The 23,497-nt window shown below is 60.4% G+C and carries 18 protein-coding genes and 3 pseudogenes; 12 read left to right on the forward strand and 9 right to left on the reverse strand.

The window, feature by feature from the left end; all coding sequences use genetic code 11:
* Positions 1 to 42 precede the first annotated feature (42 nt).
* Complete coding sequence (gene polA / locus AB4O25_RS18995; RefSeq protein ID WP_460149862.1) at positions 43 to 2,838, forward strand: DNA polymerase I; 2,796 nt, start codon at positions 43 to 45, stop codon at positions 2,836 to 2,838.
* 269 nt (positions 2,839 to 3,107) lie between these two features.
* Here the strand turns inward: polA and yihA are convergent, their stop codons facing one another.
* Complete coding sequence (yihA, locus tag AB4O25_RS19000) at positions 3,108 to 3,749, reverse strand: ribosome biogenesis GTP-binding protein YihA/YsxC (protein WP_017528749.1); 642 nt, start codon at positions 3,747 to 3,749, stop codon at positions 3,108 to 3,110.
* A 204-nt stretch (positions 3,750 to 3,953) separates the two neighbouring features.
* Here yihA and AB4O25_RS19005 point away from each other — a divergent pair.
* The 6 genes and pseudogenes from AB4O25_RS19005 to AB4O25_RS19030 all read left to right on the forward strand — a co-directional run bounded on the left by AB4O25_RS19005 (position 3,954) and on the right by AB4O25_RS19030 (position 9,430).
* A pseudogene (locus AB4O25_RS19005) lies at positions 3,954 to 4,163 on the forward strand (cytochrome).
* A gap of 33 nt (positions 4,164 to 4,196) precedes the next feature.
* On the forward strand, positions 4,197 to 4,808 hold the full coding sequence (locus AB4O25_RS19010) for a c-type cytochrome (protein WP_017528750.1): 612 nt from the start codon (positions 4,197 to 4,199) through the stop codon (positions 4,806 to 4,808).
* Between the two features lie 168 nt (positions 4,809 to 4,976).
* Complete coding sequence (locus AB4O25_RS19015) at positions 4,977 to 5,612, forward strand: thiol:disulfide interchange protein DsbA/DsbL (protein ID WP_460149863.1); 636 nt, start codon at positions 4,977 to 4,979, stop codon at positions 5,610 to 5,612.
* A 10-nt stretch (positions 5,613 to 5,622) separates the two neighbouring features.
* Positions 5,623 to 6,502: pseudogene (locus AB4O25_RS19020) on the forward strand (endonuclease/exonuclease/phosphatase family protein).
* Complete coding sequence (locus AB4O25_RS19025) at positions 6,499 to 8,565, forward strand: GGDEF domain-containing protein (protein ID WP_460149864.1); 2,067 nt, start codon at positions 6,499 to 6,501, stop codon at positions 8,563 to 8,565. The pseudogene AB4O25_RS19020 and the gene AB4O25_RS19025 overlap by 4 nt, the downstream one beginning before the upstream one ends.
* An 88-nt stretch (positions 8,566 to 8,653) precedes the next feature.
* Complete coding sequence (locus AB4O25_RS19030; protein WP_068937946.1) at positions 8,654 to 9,430, forward strand: N-acetylmuramoyl-L-alanine amidase; 777 nt, start codon at positions 8,654 to 8,656, stop codon at positions 9,428 to 9,430.
* Here the strand turns inward: AB4O25_RS19030 and AB4O25_RS19035 are convergent.
* Together AB4O25_RS19035 and algB are read right to left on the reverse strand one after the other, a co-directional pair.
* Complete coding sequence (locus AB4O25_RS19035) at positions 9,427 to 11,214, reverse strand: ATP-binding protein (protein WP_017528755.1); 1,788 nt, start codon at positions 11,212 to 11,214, stop codon at positions 9,427 to 9,429. The genes AB4O25_RS19030 and AB4O25_RS19035 overlap by 4 nt on opposite strands.
* A 10-nt stretch (positions 11,215 to 11,224) precedes the next feature.
* The gene (gene algB / locus AB4O25_RS19040; protein ID WP_017528756.1) at positions 11,225 to 12,571 is read right to left on the reverse strand and encodes a sigma-54-dependent response regulator transcription factor AlgB; all 1,347 of its coding nucleotides are present in this window, start codon (positions 12,569 to 12,571) and stop codon (positions 11,225 to 11,227) included.
* A 378-nt stretch (positions 12,572 to 12,949) separates the two neighbouring features.
* On the opposite strand from algB, the gene AB4O25_RS19045 reads away from it, so the two are divergent.
* The 5 genes from AB4O25_RS19045 (at position 12,950) to AB4O25_RS19065 (ending at position 17,356) form a co-directional block, all read left to right on the forward strand.
* Positions 12,950 to 13,249 (forward strand): hypothetical protein, encoded by a 300-nt coding sequence (locus AB4O25_RS19045; protein ID WP_065879392.1) that lies wholly within the window; start codon positions 12,950 to 12,952, stop codon positions 13,247 to 13,249.
* An 80-nt stretch (positions 13,250 to 13,329) separates the two neighbouring features.
* Positions 13,330 to 13,494 (forward strand): DUF1328 domain-containing protein, encoded by a 165-nt coding sequence (locus tag AB4O25_RS19050; RefSeq protein WP_003170804.1) that lies wholly within the window; start codon positions 13,330 to 13,332, stop codon positions 13,492 to 13,494.
* A gap of 2 nt (positions 13,495 to 13,496) precedes the next feature.
* Positions 13,497 to 13,964 carry an inhibitor of vertebrate lysozyme family protein gene (locus AB4O25_RS19055; RefSeq protein ID WP_017528758.1) on the forward strand — a complete coding sequence of 156 codons (468 nt, stop codon included), beginning with the start codon at positions 13,497 to 13,499 and terminating at the stop codon, positions 13,962 to 13,964.
* A gap of 732 nt (positions 13,965 to 14,696) precedes the next feature.
* The gene (gltP, locus tag AB4O25_RS19060; RefSeq protein WP_460149865.1) at positions 14,697 to 16,028 is read left to right on the forward strand and encodes a glutamate/aspartate:proton symporter GltP; all 1,332 of its coding nucleotides are present in this window, start codon (positions 14,697 to 14,699) and stop codon (positions 16,026 to 16,028) included.
* Between the two features lie 98 nt (positions 16,029 to 16,126).
* Positions 16,127 to 17,356 (forward strand): nucleoside recognition domain-containing protein, encoded by a 1,230-nt coding sequence (locus tag AB4O25_RS19065; protein WP_017530592.1) that lies wholly within the window; start codon positions 16,127 to 16,129, stop codon positions 17,354 to 17,356.
* A gap of 94 nt (positions 17,357 to 17,450) precedes the next feature.
* Here the strand turns inward: AB4O25_RS19065 and AB4O25_RS19070 are convergent, their stop codons facing one another.
* The 6 genes and pseudogenes from AB4O25_RS19070 to AB4O25_RS19095 form a co-directional block, all read right to left on the reverse strand.
* On the reverse strand, positions 17,451 to 18,062 hold the full coding sequence (locus AB4O25_RS19070; RefSeq protein WP_217855587.1) for an ABC-type transport auxiliary lipoprotein family protein: 612 nt from the start codon (positions 18,060 to 18,062) through the stop codon (positions 17,451 to 17,453).
* Positions 18,059 to 18,997, reverse strand: coding sequence for an MlaD family protein (locus tag AB4O25_RS19075; RefSeq protein ID WP_135196243.1), 939 nt, complete (start codon positions 18,995 to 18,997; stop codon positions 18,059 to 18,061). The genes AB4O25_RS19070 and AB4O25_RS19075 overlap by 4 nt, the downstream gene beginning before the upstream one ends.
* 1 nt (position 18,998) lies before the next feature.
* A pseudogene (locus AB4O25_RS19080) lies at positions 18,999 to 19,801 on the reverse strand (ABC transporter ATP-binding protein).
* The gene (locus tag AB4O25_RS19085) at positions 19,798 to 20,946 is read right to left on the reverse strand and encodes an ABC transporter permease (RefSeq protein WP_460149866.1); all 1,149 of its coding nucleotides are present in this window, start codon (positions 20,944 to 20,946) and stop codon (positions 19,798 to 19,800) included. The pseudogene AB4O25_RS19080 and the gene AB4O25_RS19085 overlap by 4 nt, the downstream one beginning before the upstream one ends.
* A 55-nt stretch (positions 20,947 to 21,001) precedes the next feature.
* The gene (locus tag AB4O25_RS19090) at positions 21,002 to 22,033 is read right to left on the reverse strand and encodes a DUF5924 family protein (RefSeq protein ID WP_017530597.1); all 1,032 of its coding nucleotides are present in this window, start codon (positions 22,031 to 22,033) and stop codon (positions 21,002 to 21,004) included.
* Positions 22,034 to 22,106: 73 nt separating this feature from the next.
* Positions 22,107 to 23,489, reverse strand: coding sequence for a M16 family metallopeptidase (locus AB4O25_RS19095; protein WP_017530598.1), 1,383 nt, complete (start codon positions 23,487 to 23,489; stop codon positions 22,107 to 22,109).
* Positions 23,490 to 23,497: the final 8 nt, after the last annotated feature.

Genomic DNA, 23,497 nt, shown 5'->3' on the forward strand with positions numbered 1-23,497 from the left:
GCTATTCTAGCGCCTGACCCGCCGAAAAGGTTGATCCTGCTCATGAGCCAAGCGCCCCTCGTCCTGGTGGACGGTTCTTCTTACCTGTACCGCGCCTTCCACGCGCTGCCACCGTTGACCACCTCCAAAGGCCTGCCGACCGGTGCGGTCAAGGGCGTGTTGAACATGCTCAAGAGCCTGCGCAAGCAGTACCCGGACAGCCCCTTCGCAGTGGTGTTCGACGCCAAGGGTGGGACTTTTCGCGACGATATGTACGCCGAGTACAAAGCCAATCGCCCAAGCATGCCCGATGACATGCGCCTGCAGATCGAGCCGCTGCACCAGAGCGTGATCGCGCTGGGCTTCCCACTGCTGTGCGTCGAAGGCGTCGAGGCCGATGACGTGATCGGCACCCTGGCCCGCAGCAGCGCGGCCGCCGACCGTCCGGTGGTGATTTCCACCGGTGACAAGGACATGGCGCAACTGGTCGATGGGCACATTACCTTGGTCAACACCATGACCGGTAGCGCCATGGACGTGGACGGCGTAAAGGAGAAATTTGGCGTCGCTCCGGAGCAGATCATCGACTATCTGGCGTTGATGGGCGATTCGTCCGACAACATTCCAGGCGTTCCGGGTATTGGGCCGAAGACGGCATCCGGCTTGCTGGTGGGGGTGAATGGCGGGCTCAAAGAGCTTTATGAGCAGCTCGACATCGTGCCGACCCTGCCGATTCGCGGCGCCAAGACGCTGCCTGCCAAGCTGGAGGAACACAAGGAGATGGCCTTCCTGTCGTACCAGTTGGCGACGATCAAGATCGACGTGCCGCTGGACGTGGGCCTGGATGACTTGCACCTGATCGAGCCTGATCGTGAAAAGCTGCTTGAGTTGTACACCCTGCTTGAGTTCAAGAGCTGGTACGACGAGATCCAGCGCGATACCAAGCGGGTTGAGCTCAAGACGGCAAACGAGGTCGCGCCTGTCGCCGACGTGTCAGTTGAGGCGGTGATTTCCGTGCCGGTGGAGGCGATCTATACCACCATCCTCGACCAGGCCACCTTCGACCTTTGGCTGAAGAAACTCAGCGACGCGAAGCTGTTCGCCTTCGACACCGAAACCACCGGGATCGATGCCCATCAGGCGCAATTGGTCGGGGTTTCCTTTGCCGTCCAGCCCCATGAAGCGGCCTACATTCCGCTGACCCATGCCTACATCGGCGTGCCGGACCAGTTGGATCGCGATACGGTGCTGCGGGCGTTGAAGCCATTGCTTGAAGACCCGACCAAACTCAAGATCGGCCAGCACGCCAAGTTCGACATGAACATCCTGGCCAACTGCGCCATCGATGGCGACCCCAAGCAGGGCATCAATGTGCAAGGCATCGCGTTCGATACCATGCTCGAATCCTATGTGCTCAATGCCACCGCGACCCGTCACGACATGGACAGCCTGGCCAAGAAGTACCTGGACTACGACACGGTGAGTTTCCAGGACATCGCCGGCAAAGGCGCCAAGCAGCTGACATTCGACCAGATTGCGCTTGAACAAGCGGGCCCGTATGCCGCCGAAGACGCCGATGTGACCTTGCGTTTGCATCAGGCACTGCATGCGCAACTGGCCGCTATCCCGAGCCTGGCCAGCGTGCTCACCGACATCGAGATGCCGTTGGTGCCCGTGCTGGCGCGCATCGAGCGTCAAGGCGCGCTGGTGGACGCGCAATTGTTGGGCATCCAAAGCATCGAGCTGGGGAACAAGATGGCCGAGTTGGAACGTCAGGCGTTCGAAATCGCCGGTGAAGCGTTCAACCTGGGTTCACCCAAGCAATTGGGGGCAATTCTCTACGAAAAGCTGGGGATGCCAGTGCTCAAGAAGACTGGCAAGGGGCAGGCTTCTACCGCGGAAGAAGTGTTGGCCAAGCTCGCTGAAGACGACTACCCGTTGCCCAAGGTGTTGATGCAGTACCGCAGCATGAGCAAGCTGAAGAGCACCTACACCGACCGTCTGCCTGAGCAGATCAACCCGCGTACCGGGCGTATCCATACGTCTTATCATCAAGCCGTGGCGGCGACCGGACGCCTGTCCTCCAGCGACCCGAACCTGCAGAACATCCCGGTGCGCACAGCAGAAGGGCGGCGCATACGCCAGGCGTTTGTCGCGCCCAAAGGCTACAAGCTGCTGGCGGCGGACTATTCGCAGATCGAGTTGCGCATCATGGCGCACCTGTCCAGGGACGAAGGCTTGATGAACGCCTTCCGCCACAACCTGGATGTGCACACAGCCACAGCTGCCGAGGTGTTCAAGGTTGAGTTGAACGAGGTCACGTCCGATCAGCGGCGCAGCGCCAAGGCGATCAACTTCGGCCTGATCTACGGCATGGGCGCGCAAAAGCTGGGCAAGGACATTGGTGTCGATACCAAGACCGCCAAGGCGTATATCGATGTCTACTTCGCTCGCTACCCCGGGGTTCGCGAGTACATGGAGCGTACCCGTGCCCAGGCGTCCGACCAGGGTTATGTGGAGACGTTCTTCGGTCGTCGGTTGTACCTGCCGGACATCCACTCCAACAAGCCTCAAGAGCGCGCGGCAGCGGAACGTACCGCGATCAACGCGCCCATGCAGGGCACAGCGGCCGACATCATCAAGAAAGCCATGGTGCTGGTGGACAACTGGCTGACCGATTCGGGCCTGGATGCCAAGGTAATCCTGCAGGTGCACGATGAACTGGTGCTTGAGGTGCGTGAGGATCTGGTTGTAGAGGTCAGTGAGAAGATTCGCGAGCACATGAGCGCTGCGGCGCAGTTGGACGTGCCGCTGCTGGTGGAAGTGGGCGTGGGTGATAACTGGGACGAAGCGCACTGATTCCGGTGGTTTGCCACCACCTGGCGTGGTGGCAAAGCGCTTTATGTCGGAAAGCGCCGACAGTTATTACCAATAGTTTTTCCAGCTCGCCGGAACTTAACCTGTGAACTGCCACTCAGAGTTACTGAATGGGTGGTGAAGCCCTTCAATGCTCCTATGTTGTGTTAAGTGTTGGCAGATATCTGGACCCCGCCCTAGCGGTCCGGAACTTGAACCCCGAACTTCCCCTCCCCATACGAAGTCCGGGGTTTTTTTTGCCTGTAGAAAAGTTATTGCGCGATTTCCGCGCCCTTGTCCGCCAATTCCATCCAGCCGGCCAGCACGGTGTAAGCGTCTTCCAGGCCCATGCGCTTGGGGGCCGAGAACAACTGGATGGTAATCGCGTCACCCCAACCTTTACGGATGTCGGACTGCACCTTGAGCAAGGTGTTCTTGGCCGCGCCGTAGGTCAGTTTGTCGGCCTTGGTCAGCAGGATATGCATCGGCATGCCGCTGGCGACCGCCCAATCGAGCATCAGCAGGTCGAAGTCGGTCATTGGATGACGGATGTCCATCATCAGAATCAAACCCTTCAAACTCTCCCGGCCGCCCAGATAAGCCTCAAGGTGACGCTGCCAGTGCAGCTTCAGCGGAATAGGGACTTTTGCATATCCATAGCCCGGCAGGTCGACCAGACGCCGATCATCGTCTAGCTTGAAGAAATTGAGCAGTTGCGTGCGGCCCGGAGTTTTCGAGGTGCGCGCCAGGCTGGCGTGGGTCAACGTGTTCAGCGCGCTGGACTTGCCGGCGTTGGAACGACCGGCAAAGGCGACTTCAAAGCCTTCGTCGTCGGGGCATTGGTCAACTTTGGCGGCGCTGAGCATGAAGGTGGACTGTTGGCACAGGCCGAGAATGGGATTCTTGAGTTGCATGAGATTTCCGATGTGGGCGGTGCCGAGAAAGGGTGCGGCAAGCGGTGTCGTTTCCGTTTCAGTAGCGCCAGTATATAATGCCGCAGATTTTGTGTGTGCTTTGTCCCAGCGAAGGATGAGGTTCACGGGAGCGATAGACCTTTATTGCGCATTAGAACGCAAAACGCTCTCAAACCCTGCAAAGGTCGATGTATGACCTGATGGTTGCTCGCTTTTGGTCTCCTGAACCCATTTTTGGCGCTCAGGCTACACAGGAACCGGAAGCTGTGTACAACCGAGTTTGCTTAGGTCGCGCTGCTACTGCGCGTGACCCGGGGTTTCAAGGCAATGCCGCCGCGTGGTTTGTGCATGGACTGCAGTACTGAGGATTACCAGGCCATCATTGAGTTGATGGTGAGTAAACCCGGTAGATAACTCTTAAACCCTTAGCCGTAGTTGGATTAGCTGATGAACAAACTGATCGTGAGTCTGCTGTTGACCTTGGGCATCACCGGTGTTGCCCATGCTGCAGGCGACGCTACAGCGGGCCAGGCGAAAGCCGCCGTGTGTGGTGCTTGCCACGGACCGGATGGCAACAGCCCGGCGCCGAACTTTCCCAAACTGGCCGGCCAGGGCGAGCGTTACCTGACCAAGCAGATGCAGGATATCAAGAGCGGCAAGCGCACGGTGCTGGAAATGACCGGCCTGCTGACCAACCTCAACGATCAGGACCTGGCGGATATCGCGGCGTATTTTGCCAGCCAGAAGGGCAGCGTGGGCGCAGCTGATCCTAAAGTTGTTGCCCGTGGAGAGAAGCTGTTTCGTGGCGGTGATCTGGAAAAAGGTCTGCCTGCCTGCACCGGCTGCCACTCGCCCAATGGCACAGGCAATGCGGCCGCAGGCTTCCCTCACCTGGGTGGTCAGCACGCTCAGTACATCGCCAAGCAATTGACCGACTTCCGCAAGGAAGAGGCCGGCCGCGCTAACGATGGGGATGCGATGACCATGCGCACCATCGCCCGCAAGCTGAGCGACGAGGACATCGCAGCCGTCTCCAGTTACATTCAGGGCCTGCACTGAGGGCTCGCTACGTTAACGCTCGATTAATCCCGCGATGCAAGCATAAAAAGGGTGGCTAAGGCCGCCCTTTTTTGTGGCCGCTGCCGTTACACTAACGAACTCATGTCCGCGTAGACCTGTCACAACTAAAGGTCGCGTGAGGCGACTTTATTTGTCCAGGAGTAAAGCATGCGTAATCTGATCCTCAGCGCCGCTCTCGTCACTGCCAGCCTCTTCGGCATGACCGCGCAAGCTGCCGATGTGCCGCTTGAAGCCGGTAAAACCTACGTTGAATTGGCTAACCCAGTGCCTGTGTCGGTGCCGGGCAAGATCGAAGTGGTGGAGCTGTTCTGGTACGGCTGCCCGCATTGCTACGCGTTTGAGCCAACCATCAACCCATGGGTCGAGAAGCTGCCCAAGGACGTGAACTTCAAGCGTATTCCTGCCTTGTTCGGTGGTCCTTGGGATGCCCACGGCCAGCTCTTCATTACTCTGGACACCATGGGTGTAGAGCACAAGGTGCACGCAGCGGTATTCAATGCCATCCAGAAAGAAGGCAAGCGCCTGGTCAAGCCTGAAGACATGGCTGATTTCGTAGCGACTCAAGGCGTTGATAAAACCAAGTTCCTTGAAACGTTCAACTCGTTCGCAGTGAAGGGCAAGATGGCCCAGTACAAAGAGCTCGCGCAAAAATACGGCGTGCAAGGCGTACCCACCCTGATCGTCAACGGCAAATACCGTTTTGACCTGGGCAGCACCGGTGGTCCTGAAGCGACCCTCAACGTTGCCGACCAGTTGATTGCCAAAGAGCGCAAAGCCAAGTAAGGGGCCCGTCATGCGCCGCTGGGGTACCGAACGTGTCGTAGGCCTGCACGACCCGCAGGTTAACGAGCATCACCTGGAGTCCACAGGCTTGGCGGCAGACAGTCGCCTGCGCCTGCTCAGCTTCAATATCCAGGTAGGCAACAGTACCGAGAAGTACCGACACTACCTCACCCGTGGCTGGCAGCATTTGCTGCCCCATAACGGGCGGGCCGGCAACCTGCAGAAAATCGGCGACCTGTTGAGTGATTTCGACCTGGTCGCCCTGCAGGAAGCCGACGGCGGCAGCATACGGTCCGGTTATATCAATCAAGTGGAGCACCTGGCTCACCTCGGCGCCTTCCCCTTATTGGTATCAGCAACTCAATCGCAACCTGGGGCGCTTGGCGCAGCACAGTAATGGGGTGCTCAGTCGCTTGAAGCCAACGGTCATCGAAGATCACCCACTGCCGGGCCCCAAGGGTCGCGGGGCGATCCTCGTACGTTTTGGCGAAGGGCCTGAAGCGTTGGTGGTGGTGATGATGCATCTGGCGCTTGGTGGGCGTACTCGCAACCTGCAATTGGCCTATGTGCGTGATCTGATCGGCAACTACAAGCATCAGGTGTTGATGGGCGACATGAACACCCACGCCACCGATCTGCTACAGAATTCCCCATTGCGTGACCTCGGGCTACTGGCCCCGCAGGTTGAAGCCACATTCCCCAGCTGGCGCCCGCAACGTTGTCTTGACCATATCCTGCTCAGTCCCACCCTCACCCTCGAAAGTGTGCAGGTGCTTGCGCAGCCCATCTCCGATCACCTGCCGGTCGCGGTAGAGATTCGTCTGCCGGGTTCGCTCACGGCCGACGCATTGCCCGCGTTGAGCCCAGGCACCAGCGGACCCTTTGCATGAGCGATGACGCCCAGCGCTGGAAAGAAAAATACCTGTTAAGTATCGAGCAACAAGAAAAGCTCGAGCGCCGCTGGGCCGCCCGCCTCGACCTGCTGCGCCGGGGGCTGGTGCGCAGTACTCTGGCGGCGGAAGGCACCGACCGGGCGGTGGACCAATGCATGAAGGAAATGCGCGACGTCGTGCGCACCGACGACATGGACGCCGCCCTCGCCGCCTTGCTGCCGCGCTTGGAAAAGGCCGTGTTGGACTCTGAGCAGCGTCGCGAAACCCGGGTTGACCAGATCAGCACCGCGCTGACCTCTCTGGTCACGCAGCTGCAAAAGCTGCCGCTGCCCCGCGAGGTAGCGCGCCCGCTGAAAACCTTCGCCAAGCAACTGGATGGCCGCGTCGGCCAGGCCCGCGAAATTCCCCTGTTGCTCAGCGAATTGAGCGGCTTGCAAGGGCAAGCATTGAATAACCTGGAGCCGGACGGCGAAACCACGCGCCCTGGGCCGGGGTTGTTGCAGCGTCTGTTTGGGGCCAAGGAGGTCGTCAACGAGGCGGCGGCCAGTGAGCCGGTGCCCGGCCCGACGCCGCAACCCGTAGCGGCCAAGCCCGCCGCTGAGCCGGAGCAGCCTGAGCAGTCCGAGGAACTCACACAAGCCCTGCGGGCCTTTGCGCCACAGGCCGAGAAACCGGCGGCTCCCCAGCCTGAACCCATAGCATCCGGCAAGATCGACGAGGTTATTGGCGAAACCTTTGTGTACGAAGCGCCAGCTCAAGAAGACGCAGTCGTGGCCTCGGTGAAAAAAGCCGCAGAGCCTGTTGAACCCAAGGTGCCTGCGCCGAAAGCTGAAGAACCTGCTCCCGAAAGCGCCCTTGCCGCCTTCGTCGAAGCGCCCGTGGTTGAGGCCGAGGCGCCGGACGAGACGCTCATCGGCAGTCTTTCTCTCCCGCCTGTGCTGGAGACCGAAGAGCCCGACCCCGACGAATTGCAATCGGACGGTTTCTATTCCCTGCCGGACTCACCCGAGCCTTCCTACAGCTCGGTGGCAAAACATATCGAAGACACCCTGCTGGGGCTGCTGGAAGAAATGGCCTTGCCCGAGCGTCATCGCCCCCAGGCCGAAGCCATGCGCGAGCGCCTGGCCCACGGTTTGAACTGGTACGAGCTGCTGCCGATCCTTGATGATCTGAAGGTGCTGATGCTGGCGATCACCGACAGCGGCCAGCACGAATTCGAGGCTTACCTCAAGCAGCTCAACGAACGTCTCGAAGCCTTCCAGGGTCATCTGCAGGTGGCCAGTGATGGCCATGCCGACAGCCGCACCGCTGCGCAGGCGTTGGACTCGCAGATCCGCGAACAGGTCGACGGTCTGCAAAGCAGCGTGCAGGAAGCAGCGGACCTGGATAGCCTCAAGCATGTCCTGGAAAGCCATCTTGAGGGTTTGCTGGGCACCATGGACGAACACCAGCAACAGCGTGACCAGCGTGAACAGGAAGTGGCGGCACGCCTGAAAGGGCTGGCAGAACGGGTCGCCAGCATGGAGCAGGAAGCCCAGGGCTATCGTGAGCATCTGGAAGTGCAACGCCAGAAGGCCCTGATCGATCCGCTCACTGGGCTGCCCAATCGTGCAGCCTGGAGCGAGCGCCTGGATTATGAGGTCAACGCCTGGCACCAGCGCGGCAACAGTCTGTCGCTGGCGATGCTCGACCTGGATCACTTCAAGCGCATCAACGATGGCTACGGCCACCTGGCCGGTGACAAGGTACTGAAGATCATCGCTAACGTGCTGCGCAAGCGTCTGCGCCCAGGCGACTTTATCGCGCGTTTTGGCGGCGAAGAGTTTGTGCTGCTGATGCCCGACTCACCTCTGACGGATGCTCTGACGGTCGGCGAGGTGCTGCGCAATGCGATTGAGGCCTGCCCGTTCCACTTCAAAGGTGAGCCGGTGACGATCACAGTCTCTATGGGTGTGGCCCAGTTCCAGCCGGGTGAGCGCAGTGAGCTGGCGCTCAAGCGGGCCGACGAGGCGTTGTATCGGGCCAAGGCCGCGGGGCGTAACCAGGTGCAGGCGGCGTAAAAGAGGTTCCATTTTGTAATTTGACCGTCTGGCCGCAAACCGTACGTTACACTGTTGCATTATCGTCTTCAGCGTACCGTCCTCCGCCATGAAATCCTTTTATTTCGCTTGTGTGTTTCTCTTACTGTCCGGCTGCGCCAGTGGTCCGCGCCTGGACACCAGCCACCCTTCGGCGAACCACGACAACCGCGTGCAGTTCGTGGTTGTCCACTACACCTCAACCGACCTTGAGCGTTCACTGGCGCTGCTGACCCACGGCCAGGTCAGCGCGCATTACCTGATCGGCGACGACGCCTCTGCCACCATCTACAAGCTGGTGGATGAAAGCCAGCGCGCCTGGCATGCAGGGGAAAGCGAGTGGATGGGACGCACCTGGCTCAATTCCAGCTCAATCGGCATCGAGATCGTAAACCCTGGCTACCGCGATACGCCGACCGGGCGGCTCTGGTACCCCTACTCCGAGGCGCAGGTGAAGTCGCTGGTGGTCTTGCTCAAGGACATCAGCAAGCGCAACGGTATCGACCCCAAGAACATCATTGGTCACAGCGATATCGCCCCGCTGCGCAAGCTGGACCCGGGGCCGCTGTTTCCCTGGAAGCGCCTGGCTGATGAAGGGTTGGGGGTGTGGCCGGATGCACAGGCTGTGGCGCGGTTCCAGGTGCAGTACACCACCGAGCTGCCGAGCATCAGCTGGTTTCAGGAAGAGTTGGCTCTTCTGGGTTACTCGACGCCCCAGACCGGCGAATTGGATGTCGCCACGCGCCACGTGATCGCGGCGTTCCAGATGCGTTTCCGGCCGTCGCTGTTTGACGGCGCACCGGATGCCGAAAGTGCGGCCATCCTGCGCGCGCTAAACCGGCGTTAAAGCGGTAGCGCCATATAGAACTGAGTGCCCTGCCCTGGCCGCGAATATACCCCCATGCGGCCACCGTGCAGTTGCACGATCTCCTTGCACAGCGCCAAGCCCAGGCCGGCGCCGCCTTTCTTGCGACCCACCTGCACGAAAGGTTCGAAGATACGCCCTTGCTGCCCGTAGGCGATGCCTTCGCCGTTGTCCTCGACACTGATAATCACCCGCTCGCCGTGGCGTCGCGCCTGCAGGCGAATCTGCCCGCCGTCTGCGGTATGGCGCAGGGCATTACCCAACAGGTTGTCGAGGACCCGCTCCAACTGTGCCTGGTCGGCATACAGCCTGGGCAGGTCGGATTGAGCTTCCACCAACAGTTCTATGTGCTGTGCATTCGACGTTTCCACGAACCGCGCGCGGGCGTGTTCCAGTAGATCAATGACGTCGCAGGGCCCGAGGGTGAGTTTCTGCAGGCCGTTCTGGTAGCGCGAGAAGTTGAGCAGGTCATTGATCAACTGCATCAGGCGCTGCATCTCTTCGTTGACCGTATCCAGCAGGTCCGCTTCACGTGATTCGGCCGGGAACTTCGCACGCTCGCGAAACAGCCCGAACGCCATATGCATGCCGGTCACGGGGGTGCGCAACTCATGGGACGCGCGCAATACAAACTCACTGCGTACCCGTTCGAAAGCCCGTTGTTCGGTCACGTCGTGCAGCACCATCACGGCGCCGAGAATGTGCCCTTGGGTATGGCTGACGGGCGTGAGGCTGTAGGTCAGCAGGCGCAGTTCGCCTTCGACTTCTACTTCCAGATCCTCCGGTGCCCGCTCCAGGTTGCCGCCGCGCAGCACCAGTTGCAGTTGTTCATCCAGCTCCGGACGCACCAGCGCCTCGCCCAGGCCCTGGCCGAGGCGTTCTTCGTCCCAGCCCAACTGGCGCTGCGCGACGGGGTTGAGATGCTCCAGGCGGCCTTGGCGGTCAATCATCAGCAGACCATCGTCGATGCTGTCGAGTACCGCTTGCAGGCGTTGCTGGCCGGCCAGAAGCTCGTCGATATTGGTCGCCTGATGCTGACGCAGCGCTTCGGCCATGATGCCGAAGCGGCGGGTCAGCTGGTTCATCTCCGCCGCCGCGGAGATCGGCAGCGTCACTTCAAAGTCGCCTTGGCCGATCTTGTCGGCCGCCTTGGCCAAGGCTTCGATCGGGCCGCCAAACCGCCTGGCAATACCATGGGCCGTGACGAACCCGATGATCAGCACCGCAAGCCCCACCAACCCCAGCAGGCCGGCGATCAGCAACGCGCGCGCGCGGGACTTATGTTCGCTGGCGCTGATGTTTTCCAAGGCTTGCTTGTGTTCGGCAATCAGCCCATTGCGCAACACGTTGAAGGTTTCGGTGAGGTTTTCCTTGCTGCCCGGTGGTGGCGACGCTTGCTGGGATTGGTCGAACGCCTCGAGCAGGTTCTGGTATTGGCTGCGTGCCTGGGCGAAGCCGGTGCCACTGCCATCGCGTTGTTCATGGGCGACGCCTTGGTCGAGCAAGTCCAGGTAATGCAGCTTGGAGGTTTGCAGCGCCTTGGCGTCAGGGCGTCGCTGCAACATCATGATCCACTGGTCGCCCAGGCTCTGACGCAGTTTGAGCCCCAGGTCCAAGGTGACAAAGTTGCTGCGGATCAGCGATTCCTGGGTCTTGGCCATTTGCATGACACTGACCAGGCCCAGGATCAACCCCAGCAGGGCGACGGTAATCAGCGCTGAGATACTCAGGAACAACCGAGTGCGCAGTTTCATCGCTAACTTCATAGGGTACAGCTCATAAGTTGTACTGCTTGCGTTTGCGGTACAGGGTCGACGCGTCAATGCCGAGCGTGCGTGCAGCCTGGTCGAGGGTGTCGCTGGTGGCCAGTACGGCGCCGATGTGGGCTTTTTCCAACTCGTCCAGGCTGAGCGCGGCGCCGATACGCGGAGCGTTGTTGGTCGGTTGCTCGGCCATGCCCAGGTGGCTGATTTCGACCTTTTCCTGCGGGCAGATAATGCTCGCGCGCTCAACCACGTTGCGCAGCTCACGGATATTGCCCGGCCAGCGATAGTTGAGCAGTGCCTCGCGCGCCTGGTCGCTGAAGCCCCGTGCCGGGCGCGCGTATTCCTTGACGAAGCGCGCCAGGAAGCGATCGGCCAGTGTCAGGATGTCTTCACTGCGCTCGCGCAGTGGCGGCAGGTGCAAGGTGATGACGTTGAGGCGGTACAGCAAGTCTTCGCGGAAGCGGCCGTCGCGCACCATGTCTTCCAGGTTGAGGTTGGTGGCGGCGAGGATGCGCACATCGGCGCGACGGGTGACCGGGTCGCCGACACGCTCGTATTCCTTGTCCTGGATAAACCGTAGCAACTTAGGCTGCAACGTGAGCGGAAAATCGCCAATTTCATCGAGAAACAGCGTGCCGCCGTCGGCCTGGTTCACCCGGCCCAAGGTGCTCTCGCTGGCACCGGTAAAGGCGCCACGGCTATGACCGAACAGCTCGCTTTCCATCAGTTCGGCCGTTAACGAAGGGCAGTTGATCGTCACGCAGGACTTCTTGGCGCGCTTGCTCCAACCGTGAATCGCCCGCGCCAGTTCGCCTTTACCCGTGCCGGACTCGCCAAGGATCAGGATGTTAGCGTCGGTCCCGGCCACCTGGCGCGCGGTTTCCAGCACCACCATCATCGATGGGCTGTGGGAGTCCAGACCGTCCTTGGGTTGGCGCACTGCACCTTCCAATGCCTCCAGGCGAGCCGAGAGTTGGCGCACTTCCAGTTGCTTGGCGGTGGCCAGGCGCAGTTGATCAGGGCTGCACGGTTTGACCAGGTAGTCGGCGGCGCCAGCCTGGATCGCGTCCACCGCCGTATCGACGGCGGAGTGAGCAGTCACGATCACCACACGCATCCACGGCGCCTGAATGCGCATCTGGGCCAGCACGTCCAGGCCGTTGTCTTCGCCCAGGCGCAGGTCCAAAAAGCACAGGTCGAACACCTGGCGTTGCATCAAGGCATCCGCCTGGGCCGCGCTGTTGGCGGTGGCGACGGTGTAGCCCTCATCTTCCAGGCAATAACGGAAGGTGCGGAGGATCGCGGATTCGTCATCCACTAAAAGAATGCGGCCTTGAAGTTCCTTGGCTGATTCCATCTGTCCCGCGCTCCTTTAACTATGAATGATGGTGTTTAGTCCCGGAATAATCGGGCAAGTTGCATGGTTTATTCTGATTGATTAAAGGCAACCTCGTGCAGCTATCTGCACGCCTTCCTACAAAGTCATGCCTGATGGCCTTTTCACGCCGTCTTGCCACTTCCGCAACGCTATTAACGTTTTCATGACCCCGATCCGATTGCCAGCCATCGTGCATTTCGCACGGCCGCCTGGGAGGGATCGTGCAGGATGCTGCCCGAATGTTGAATAACGAATATGTAACTCATTGATTTTGTAGGTTTTTATTTTATAAAAAAGCTGGCATGCGCTCTGCAATATCTCTCCCAACGAATAGCCAGAATGCGGGAGAACAGCAGCATGACTCGCCAAAGCCTCAGCCCATTGCGTGTATCGCCACTGCGCTTGCAACAAGGTCTGTTTGCGAGCTTGGCGGTGATGGTCACGCTGATTGCAGGCCAGCAGTTCCAGCACTGGCAGCAGAGCCAGCAGCAAGCCCCCTCATTTGAACGTCCGGCGATAACCCAGACCCATTTCAGTTCCATTGGCAGCCGCTCCGTCGGTAGCGCGTCTGCTGATGTAACCGCCCCGCAATTGCGAGTGGCCGACCAGGATTCCACCCTGGGCCAGTTACCTACCCAAGAGCGTTGGGTGTTCTAGGCAAAAAACGCGGACGCTGATTCAGCGGCCGCAGGCATTACCGCTGTTACCTCTATAGAAGAAGCGTAAGGAGAATCACCATGTTGAGTTGGGCAATCACATTTCTGATCATCGCCATTGTGGCTGCAGTCCTGGGCTTCGGTGGTATCGCGGGCACCGCCACGGGTATCGCCAAGATCCTGTTTGTGGTCTTCCTGGTGATGTTCATCGCATCGTTCTTCTTTGGTCGTCGCGGCCGAGGCTGAATATGACCCCTTTGTCTTTTAAAACCATGGCTGCCGCCCTGCTCTTGGGCGGCAGCGGGCTGGTGATGGCTGCCAACGACGGCCAATCCCGAGCCAATGAATTGCTCAGCGCGGACCCTCAGTACCGCGAGACATGGCAAGGCGTGGTGAAGAAAGAAGAGCGGCTGCCGGAATGGGTGATGAACCTGTCGGGCACGGCCGAGCAAATGAATGCCGTGGAAGAGGATGGCGACAAGTACTTGGTCGGGCCGCTCTGCGAAACCGCAGACACCTGCCTGAACAAGCGCCTGATCGTCGCCTTCAGCCTCGACAAGGAAGACGCCTACGCCATGTTGGTGGAAGTCCCGGCCGGTCTTCCGGCGGACAAATCCCCAACGCGGCACGCCGATTACCGCTTTATCGGTAAGCCGGACGAGGGCATGCGGAAGCTGCTGATGGAGCAGTTGAAGAAAGATCCGAATTGGTACTGAGTTCCGTCTGTGGTGTACGGGGCTCGCATCCATAGAAAGAAGCACCTTCGCTTCCTTCTATTTGCACCGCGCGACAGGTGCGGTGCATGACCAAGGGGCTGGGTTGCTCTGATCAAACGGGATCGGCGTGACCTACGGGTACAGGGAGTGCCTGCGCAAGGGCCGGGTCAGGCGAAAGCTGCGACGCAGGTTCACAAGCCGATGGCTTGCTGAACTTGCGGCGGGCTTGTGATTCTCCTCTGCCGTTTGTGTCGTTCTCCGCTTATGCCGCCTTTAGCCGCAAAATTCCTTTTTGCTCAATCCCAACCATTACTTGGTATGTCGGGATGACCATCTATCGAGAAAGTTTTGTGCAAGGCGCAAGGCATTCTTGACGTGAGCCCGCCGAATTCACTGGCGTCTCAGCCAGTGCCCCAAAGCTGTGCAGAAACTCTGAGCGAGCCAGTATTGGCCGGTTCACGGCATATTCAGCGGACAAAATGTCGCATTTGAACTGACCGATCAGACAGCTATTATCGAAAAAAGTCATGCCGATTCGGCATAGGGTAGGCGTTTACGGCATTAGACGGCGCTCCCTTGCGTGGGAATAGTTGCGCCTTTTTTCGCCTGCCAGTAAGCCATTTCGGCCACGCTGCGGTGACCTTCCAGGGAGGCAGATGCACACACTTTTTCGCTTTCGAGCGTTGCAGCTGGCGCATTTGCCTTAAGTTCACTTGAAGTAAGGGTAATGACATGAAGAAGGCAAAGCTAAGCCTCGCCTGGCAGATCCTCATCGGTTTGGTGCTGGGGATTGCAATCGGTGCAGTGCTCAACCATTTCAGTGCTGAAAAGGCCTGGTGGATCAGCAACGTGCTGCAGCCGGCGGGCGATATCTTTATCCGCCTGATCAAGATGATCGTGATCCCGATTGTGATTTCCTCGCTGATCGTCGGCATTGCCGGTGTGGGTGATGCGAAAAAACTGGGTCGCATCGGCGTCAAAACCATCCTTTACTTCGAAATCGTCACCACCATCGCCATCGTGGTCGGCCTGTTGCTGGCCAACCTGTTCCACCCTGGCGCGGGCATCGACATGAGTACCCTGGGGACGGTGGATATCTCCAAGTACCAGGCGACCGCCGCCGAGGTGCAGCATGAACATGCGTTCATCCAGACCATCCTCAACCTGATCCCATCGAACATTTTTGCCGCTGTTGCCCGTGGCGAAATGTTGCCGATCATCTTCTTCTCCGTACTGTTCGGCCTGGGCCTGTCGAGCCTCAAGCCTGAACTGCGCGAGCCGCTGGTCACCCTGTTCCAGGGCGTGTCCGAGAGCATGTTCAAAGTCACCCACATGATCATGAAGTACGCCCTGATCGGCGTCTTCGCACTGATCGCGGTGACCGTGGCCAACTTCGGCTTCGCCTCGCTGCTGCCGTTGGCCAAGCTGGTGATTCTGGTTTACGTCGCCATCCTGTTCTTCGCCTTTGCCGTACTGGGCCTGATCGCACGCCTGTTTGGCTTCTCGATCCTCAAGCTGATGCGCATCTTCAAGGATGAGTTGGTACTGGCCTACTCCACCGCCAGTTCTGAAACCGTGCTGCCGCGCGTGATCGAGAAGATGGAGAGCTACGGCGCGCCGAAGGCGATCTGCAGCTTTGTGGTACCGACCGGTTACTCGTTCAACCTCGATGGTTCGACCCTGTACCAGAGCATCGCGGCGATCTTTATCGCCCAGCTGTACGGCATCGACCTGTCGATCGGCCAGCAATTGATGCTGGTGCTGACGCTGATGGTCACCTCCAAAGGTATCGCCGGCGTGCCGGGCGTGTCCTTCGTGGTGCTGCTGGCCACCCTGGGCAGCGTGGGCATCCCGCTGGAAGGCCTGGCGTTCATCGCCGGTGTCGATCGCATCATGGACATGGCGCGTACCGCCCTCAACGTGATCGGCAACGCGTTGGCGGTGCTGGTGATCTCCCGTTGGGAAGGTATGTACGACGACGCCAAGGGCGAGCGCTACTGGAATTCACTGCCGCACTGGCGCAGCAAGCAAGCCTTGCCAACGGCCCAAGCCACCCGCAGCTGACAGCACGCTGGCGCTGACACAAACCCCGGAGCATTCCGGGGTTTGTCGTTTCTGCCAGCCCCGCTATCATTCGCCCCATCTTTCGGGGGATTTAACTGATGCTCAATGGCCTATGGCTTGGCTTCTTCGTCGTGGCAATGGTGTCAGCGCTGGCGCAATGGCTGGTAGGCGGTAACGCCGGAATTTTTGCCGCGATGGTGGAAAGCATTTTCGCCATGGCCAAATTGTCGGTGGAAGTGATGGTGCTGCTGTTTGGCACGCTGACGTTGTGGCTGGGCTTTTTGCGCATCGCCGAAAAAGCCGGCATCGTCGATTGGCTGGCCAAGGCCCTCGGCCCGCTGTTCCGCCGCTTGATGCCGGAAGTGCCCGCCGGCCACCCTGCCATCGGCTTGATCACCCTCAACTTCGCCGCCAACGGCCTGGGCCTGGACAACGCCGCCACGCCCATCGGCCTCAAGGCCATGAAGGCGTTGCAGGAACTCAACCCCATTCCCAACACCGCCAGTAACGCGCAAATCCTGTTCCTGGTGCTTAACGCGTCCTCATTGACGCTGCTGCCGGTGACCATCTTCATGTACCGCGCCCAGCAAGGCGCCGCCGACCCCACGCTGGTATTCCTGCCGATCCTGCTGGCCACCAGCGCCTCGACCCTGGTGGGCCTGCTCTCGGTGGCGGTGATGCAGCGCCTGCGACTATGGGACCCGGTCGTGCTGGCCTACCTGATTCCCGGCGCGTTGATGTTGGGTGGATTCATGGCGCTGCTGGCAACCTTGTCCGCCACGGCGCTGGCCGGTTTGTCGTCGATCCTCGGCAACTTGACGCTGTTTGGCTTGATCATGCTGTTCCTGCTGATCGGTGCCTTGCGCAAGGTGAAGGTCTACGAGGCGTTTGTCGAAGGGGCCAAGGAGGGCTTTGACGTCGCCAGGAATCTGCTGCCGTACTTGGTGGCGATGCTGTGCGCGGTGGGCGTGCTGCGCGCATCCGGCGCGCTGGATTTCGGCCTGGAAGGCATTCGCCATGTGGTGGCCTGGACAGGGATGGACACGCGTTTCGTCGATGCGTTGCCGACCGCCATGGTCAAGCCGTTCTCTGGCAGTGCGGCGCGGGCGATGTTGATCGAAACCATGCAGACCCAAGGCGTTGACAGCTTCCCGGCGCTGGTGGCGGCGACGATCCAAGGCAGTACCGAGACCACTTTTTATGTGTTGGCGGTGTACTTCGGTTCGGTGGGGATCCAGCGGGCGCGGCACGCGGTAGGGTGTGCGTTGCTGGCGGAGTTTGCCGGCGTCGTGGCAGCGATTGCGGTGTGCTATTGGTTTTTTGCTTAAGGCTGGAGATTGCTATCGGGAGCAAGCCCCCTCCCACAGGTTGAATGTGTTCATAGATCAACCCGTGGGAGGGGGCTTGCTCCCGATGAGGCCCTCAGCGTTTCACCGCACCGTTGCCCTGCCCCACGACCCACTCCACTACCTGCTTATTCAGTTGATCCCCCGCTTGCCCAAAAGCCGCCACCACCGCCGGCACCTTGGTATCTCCCACCGGCTGTCGCACTTCAAACCGCCGACTGGCAATAATCCGTTGGTCACTTCCACGCACCAAGCGTGCGTCGAGTCGAATCACCACCTCTACCGCACTGCTGCGGTATTCACTTTGGAAAGCCTGCAATTGCCCGCCCAGCTCGTAATCGGCTTGCAGATTGGTGTCATCCGTACTCAGCAGCGTCACCCGCCCATCACGCTGGAACCCATCCAGCAAGCGGTTACGTAACAGCACCGGCGCTGGATCGCTCCAGCGTGAGTTCGCATAACTGCTGATCAAATCGCCATTGGGCACCACGGCAATGCGCGGGCTGTCGAGAAACTCGCTGGTCTGCGGCTTGGTCACGCGCAGCGACCAGCTTACCGGCGCGCCTTGTGTGGCGCTTTGTGCGGCGGCCAGGCGGTACACGTCCGAAGGGTCGGCCTTGGGCAGGATCGAGCATGCGCCGATCAGCACCAGGGCCACGGGGGCGATCAGTTGGTAAGCACGCTTCATGGCGTGAACTCCTTGCTCTTGTCGCTGCCCAGCAGGTACCCGCTGGGGTTGGCTTCCAGGCGGCGGGAGATGGCCCGCAACGACCCGAGGGTTTCGCGCAGTTCGCGCACGGCCGGCGCCAGTTCGTTGAGGCCCTGCATGCCACTGTTTACCGAGCTTTTGTTGTCGCTGAGCAGGGTATTGATGGTCGCGGTGCTTTGCTCAAGGGATTTCATTGCCTGTTCGGCGCTGCTGAAGGCTTGCTTGCCCTGATCGTTGAGCAAGCCGTTGGCGTTACGCATCAGCACCGTGGTCTGCTCCAGGGTGGCGCTGGCCTGCTTGCTCACTTGCATCAGTTGCTGCATCACCACCTTGATATCACCGCGCTGGTCGGCAATGGCGCCGGTGGTTTGTTGCAAGTTGTCCAGCGTTCTACTGATGCGGTCGACGTTCTCCGACGACAGCATACGGTTGGCGTTGTGCAGCAGCAGGTTGATGCTGGTCATCAGGTCGTTGCTGTTGTTCAGCAGCCGCGCGATAGGCGACGGCGAAGCGATGATCTGCGGCAGGTTGCCGTCCTTGCCCTTGAGTTCCGGGCTTTGCGGGGTGCCGCCGCTGAGCTGGATAATCGAAGTGCCGGTAATGCCGGTCAGCGCGAGCTTAGCCTGGGTGTCTTCCTTGACCGGCGTCTGCCCGGCCAGGCGGATACGCGCCAGTACGCGGCGTGGGTCCTTGGGGTCCAGGCTCAGGCTGATCACGTCGCCCACCTTGATCCCGCTGTATTGCACCGAACTGCCCTGGGACAGGCCGCTGACCGCCTCGTTGAAAATCACTTCGTAATCCTGAAAGGCGCTGTCGACGCTGGACTTGGCCAGCCACAGGCCAAACAGCATCGCGCCGACGACCACGATCACGCTGAACAGGCCGATCATCACATGATGGGCTCGGGTTTCCATGTCATACCTCGTTGAGCGGTTGAGCGGCATCCACGCCGCGCGGCCCCGGGGGCCGTGGAAATATTCGTGAATCCAGGCGTCGTCGGTTTCCGAGACGACATCGATGGCATCGGCCACCAGCACTTTTTTCTGTGCCAGCACGGCAACGCGGTCGGTGATGGTGTACAGCGTGTCGAGGTCATGGGTGACCAGGAACACGCTCAGGCCCAGCGCATCACGCAAGGTCAGGATCAGTTGGTCGAATTGCGCCGCGCCAATCGGGTCGAGGCCGGCGGTGGGTTCGTCAAGGAACAGGATGTCCGGGTCCAGCGCCAGCGCCCGGGCCAGTGCCGCGCGCTTGATCATGCCGCCGGACAACGACGCCGGGTACTTGTCGGCGGCCGACAGCGGCAACCCGGCCAGCGCCAGTTTGACCGCGGCCAAGTGCTCCGCGTCGGCACGGCTGAGGCCGGCATGTTCGATCAGCGGCAGCGCGACGTTTTCGGTCACGGTCAGCGAGGAAAACAGCGCGCCCTTCTGGAACAACACGCCAAAGCGCCGTTCCACCAGGGAGCGCTCATGTTCCGGCAGGCTTGGCAGGTTCTTGCCGAACACTCGCACTTCGCCTTCACTGGGCCGGCGCAGGCCGACGATGCTGCGCAGTAACACCGATTTACCGCTGCCGGAGCCACCGACTACCGCGAGGATCTCGCCCTTATACAAATCCAGATCGAGGTTTTCGTGCACGCTCTGGCTGCCAAAGCGATTGCACAGGCCGCGCACCTGGATCACCGCCTCAGTCGGCGCCCGGTGTAAACGACTCACCAACTCATCTCCATGAAAAACAGCGCCGCGACGGCATCCAGCACGATCACCACAAAGATCGACTGCACCACGCTGGAGGTGGTGTGGGCGCCGACCGATTCGGCGCTGCCGCTGACCTTGAAGCCTTCCAGGCAGCCAATGGCCGCGATCAGGAAAGCAAAGACCGGCGCTTTCACCATGCCCACCAGGAAATGCTGCACGCCAATGTCCGATTGCAACAGCGAGAGGAACATCGCCGGGGAAATATCCAAGGCCACCGCACACACCACGCCACCGCCGATAATCCCCGAGAGCATCGCCAGGAACGTCAACATCGGCAGCGCCACCAACAGCGCCAGCACACGCGGCAGTACCAGTAACTCCATGGGGTCCAGGCCCAGGGTGCGGATGGCATCGATTTCTTCGTTGGCCTTCATCGAGCCGATTTGTGCGGTAAACGCACTGGCTGTGCGACCGGCAATCAGGATGGCTGTAAGCAGCACGCCGAATTCGCGCAGGAAGGAGAAGGCCACCAGGTCCACGGTAAAAATCGTTGCGCCGAAGCTCTTGAGCACTGTCGCACCGAGAAATGCCACTACGGCGCCTACCAGAAAGGTCAGCAAGGCCACGATGGGCGCGGCGTCGAGGCCGACTTGTTCCAAGTGCGCAACCATCGGCGTGATACGCCAGCGCTTGGGCCGGAAAATGCCACGCGCGAAAGTCTCGAGGATCAGGCCGATGAAGCCCAGCAACTGCTTGCTGTCCTGCCACACCGTGTCCACCGCCCGGCCGATACGCGCCAGCAGCTGGATGCCGGTGGCTTCTTCGGGGGCTTTTTCGGGAACGCAGAAGTCGTTCAGGGAGCGGTAGACGGTCTTGAGCAGTGCGCGGTCGGCGGCAGACAGGCTGCAATCGGTCTGCTCGGCCGATTGTTCGATGCGGGTTGGCCCCAGCAGCTCCACCAGCAGCGAGGCGCCGGCGGTGTCCAGCGCGCCGAGGCCATTGAGGTCGATGCGCGCGCCGGCGTCGTATTGGCCGTCGAGTTTGTCCGACAGCTTCTTCAGGTTTGCGTAGTGGGCAAGCGTCCAGTCTCCGGTAATCCGCAGTAAAGGAGGAACGGAGGACGTATCGAGTTGGGCTGCGCCGGCCGTGGTGCTACTGGTCATAAGCTCCGAGCTTGTATTGGCTATCCACAATTGCTACGTAATAGCACGATACAGCCTATTTTGGGTTGTCCGTTTGTGCTGCGTCGGTGACTTTAAAACGCAGTACGCCGATCACTTGCCCGTCTTCGGTCAGCACCTGAACCTGCCAGCGGCCCGCTGCGTCGCCCGGGAAATTCTGCTTGTGGGTCCAGGCGCGGTAGCCCTCTTTGCGCCCACCGTGAATATCCAGGGCAATGCGGTCGACTTCTTTGCCGTTGAATTTCCACACGTGGTAGATCCGCTCATCCAGCCCGCGCGGTGCGTTGATCGCGGTATAGGCGTACAGCCCGGCGCTGCGCAATTGTGCGGCGCTGACTTCCTTGAGGTCATCGCCCGGCGTGCGGTCTTGCAGTTGGGTGCTGATGGCCACTTCGGTCAACCACAGCGTGGCCGGGGGAACCCAGCTGCGCAGGAACCAACCCGCGCAACCGATGACGGCCGTCACCCCCAGCAACATCGCCCAGCCTTTGAAGCTGCGCAGTGGCAGGCTCACCGCCAGGCTTGGGATCGACAAGGCCATGGCCACCCCGAGGGCGAGTTTGTAACTCTCGGCGGTGGTCAGGTGCAGGATAATCGGCAGCGCCGTGAGCAACGCGGCGAACAGGGTCAGGGTGTGCAGCGCCAGGAACAGAGAGCGTTTGGGGGCCAGCCACTTGTAGTACAGCGGGTCGATGATTGATACCAGCGCCGCCGCGCCGAGCAGGCCGGTGAAAATCGATTGGCCGCTGTTCCAGGCGGTGGTGATGAAAAAGAACGGCAGCACAAAAAACAGACTTTCCTGGTGGATCATCTGGGTGGCGTAGCGCAGCAGGGGCTCGGGGATTTCCCGCTTGAAGACTTTGGTAAACAGTTGGGTAAAGCTGTTCTCCAGCATCAGCCACAGCCAGCTCACCAGCATGATCACCGCGATCCAGCTGGCCATGCCCTGCTGGCGGTCTACCAGGATGAAGCTGCTCACACCCGAAATGAAACCGCCCAAGGCAATCACCCCTGGGTAGCGCTTCATCAGTTCGAGGATGCGCTGGATGTAGTGGGTCAGGTTCGGCATTCGGCGGTTCGCAGTCTTTTGTAGGAGAAAAACCCAAACAGAATAACGTCTTAACCTGGTGTTCGGTGCCTCATTACGCGATCCGTTTGCGATAAACCCGTATGCCGATCAACACAATGGCGATCAGGCCGAGTGCACCGGCGCCGATCCAACTCAGCATGTCGTAACTGAGCAGGGGTTTTTCCACACGCCAGTAACCTGGCTGCTTGAGCAATTGGCGCATGGCCTGGTTGGCCTGGTCCAGATGGACGGCCTTGATGCGTTTGGCCGGGTCGCTGAAGCGGCCGTTGTCGTAGTCGGCTGCCGCAGCCCAGTAGTAGTCCGCCAATGCGCTGTTGCCCTGCACGGCCCAGGCTTGCCGCGCGATGGCGGCCTGCTGCAGGCGCGCGAAGACGGCCGGATCAAGGCCGTCCTTGAGCAGTTGGGCGGTGAGGTCCTGCATGACATGTTCGGCTGCGGGAAGTTTGTCCCGTTCAAGGTCGGCATTCAGGCTTAGGAAACCGACGCCGCCGAGCACTTCGCGTTCGCTTCGGGGGCCGTAGGACAAACCGTGCTGGAGGCGTAGTTGGCGGTACAGCGCCCAGTCGAGGTAGTCCTTGAGCAGGTCGTAGGTCTCATCATGCTGGTCGTCCAGCACGGGTTCGGGGAACAGCCAGTGCAGTTTTGCGCTGTCGCCGACCCAACCGTGGATTAGCTCGCGGTGGCCGAGCGCGGTGTGCCGGATCTCGGGCAAGGGCCGGTGTTCGGTGGGGTCGACCGGGTCAAGTTCGCCGTAGGTGCGCTCCAGATAGGCCGGCAGCAGTTTGTCGAGATCGCCGACGACGATTAGCGTCATGTTATTGGGGGCGTACCAATGCGTGCGCAGCGCCTGCAACTGCTCGCGGGTCAGGTGACCGACTTCGGCGCGCTCGGCGCATTTGAGGCCCAACTCGACCGCCAACTGATTGCTGGCGGTGTGGCCGAGGTCTTGACGGTCCAGGAGGCGTTGCAGGTGCGAGTAATGGCCGCCGTCTTCGCGCTCAACCACTTTTTTGGCGGCGTCAATGTTGGCGTCGGTCAGTTCGGTGCGGGTGATGATCGCCAGCAATAAGTCGAGCACTTTGCGTTGGTTGTGCGCGGGGGCTTCGATCACGAAGGTGGTGTCGGCATTGCTGGTGTAGGCGTTCCACTCGCCGCCCAGGGCTTGCATGCGCTCTTCGAGGTCGCCTTCGTCCGCGCCGTCAATGCCGCTGAACAACACATGCTCGAGCAGGTGCGGCAGTTCCTTTTCCTCGCAACTGAAGTCATCCAGGCCGACGCCCACCACCAGGCGGATGGCGACATGCCCGCGTTCGGTGCCCGGTTTGAGCAGCAGTTGCAAGCCGTTGGGCAGGGTGTAGCCCTCGACTTGCAAGCGATCAAAGGCAAAGGCGTGGGCAGAACCCATGAGCAGGCAGGCGAATAACAGGCGACGCATAACTGGCT

The sequence above is a fragment of the Pseudomonas sp. S3_A03 genome, from assembly GCF_054668275.1.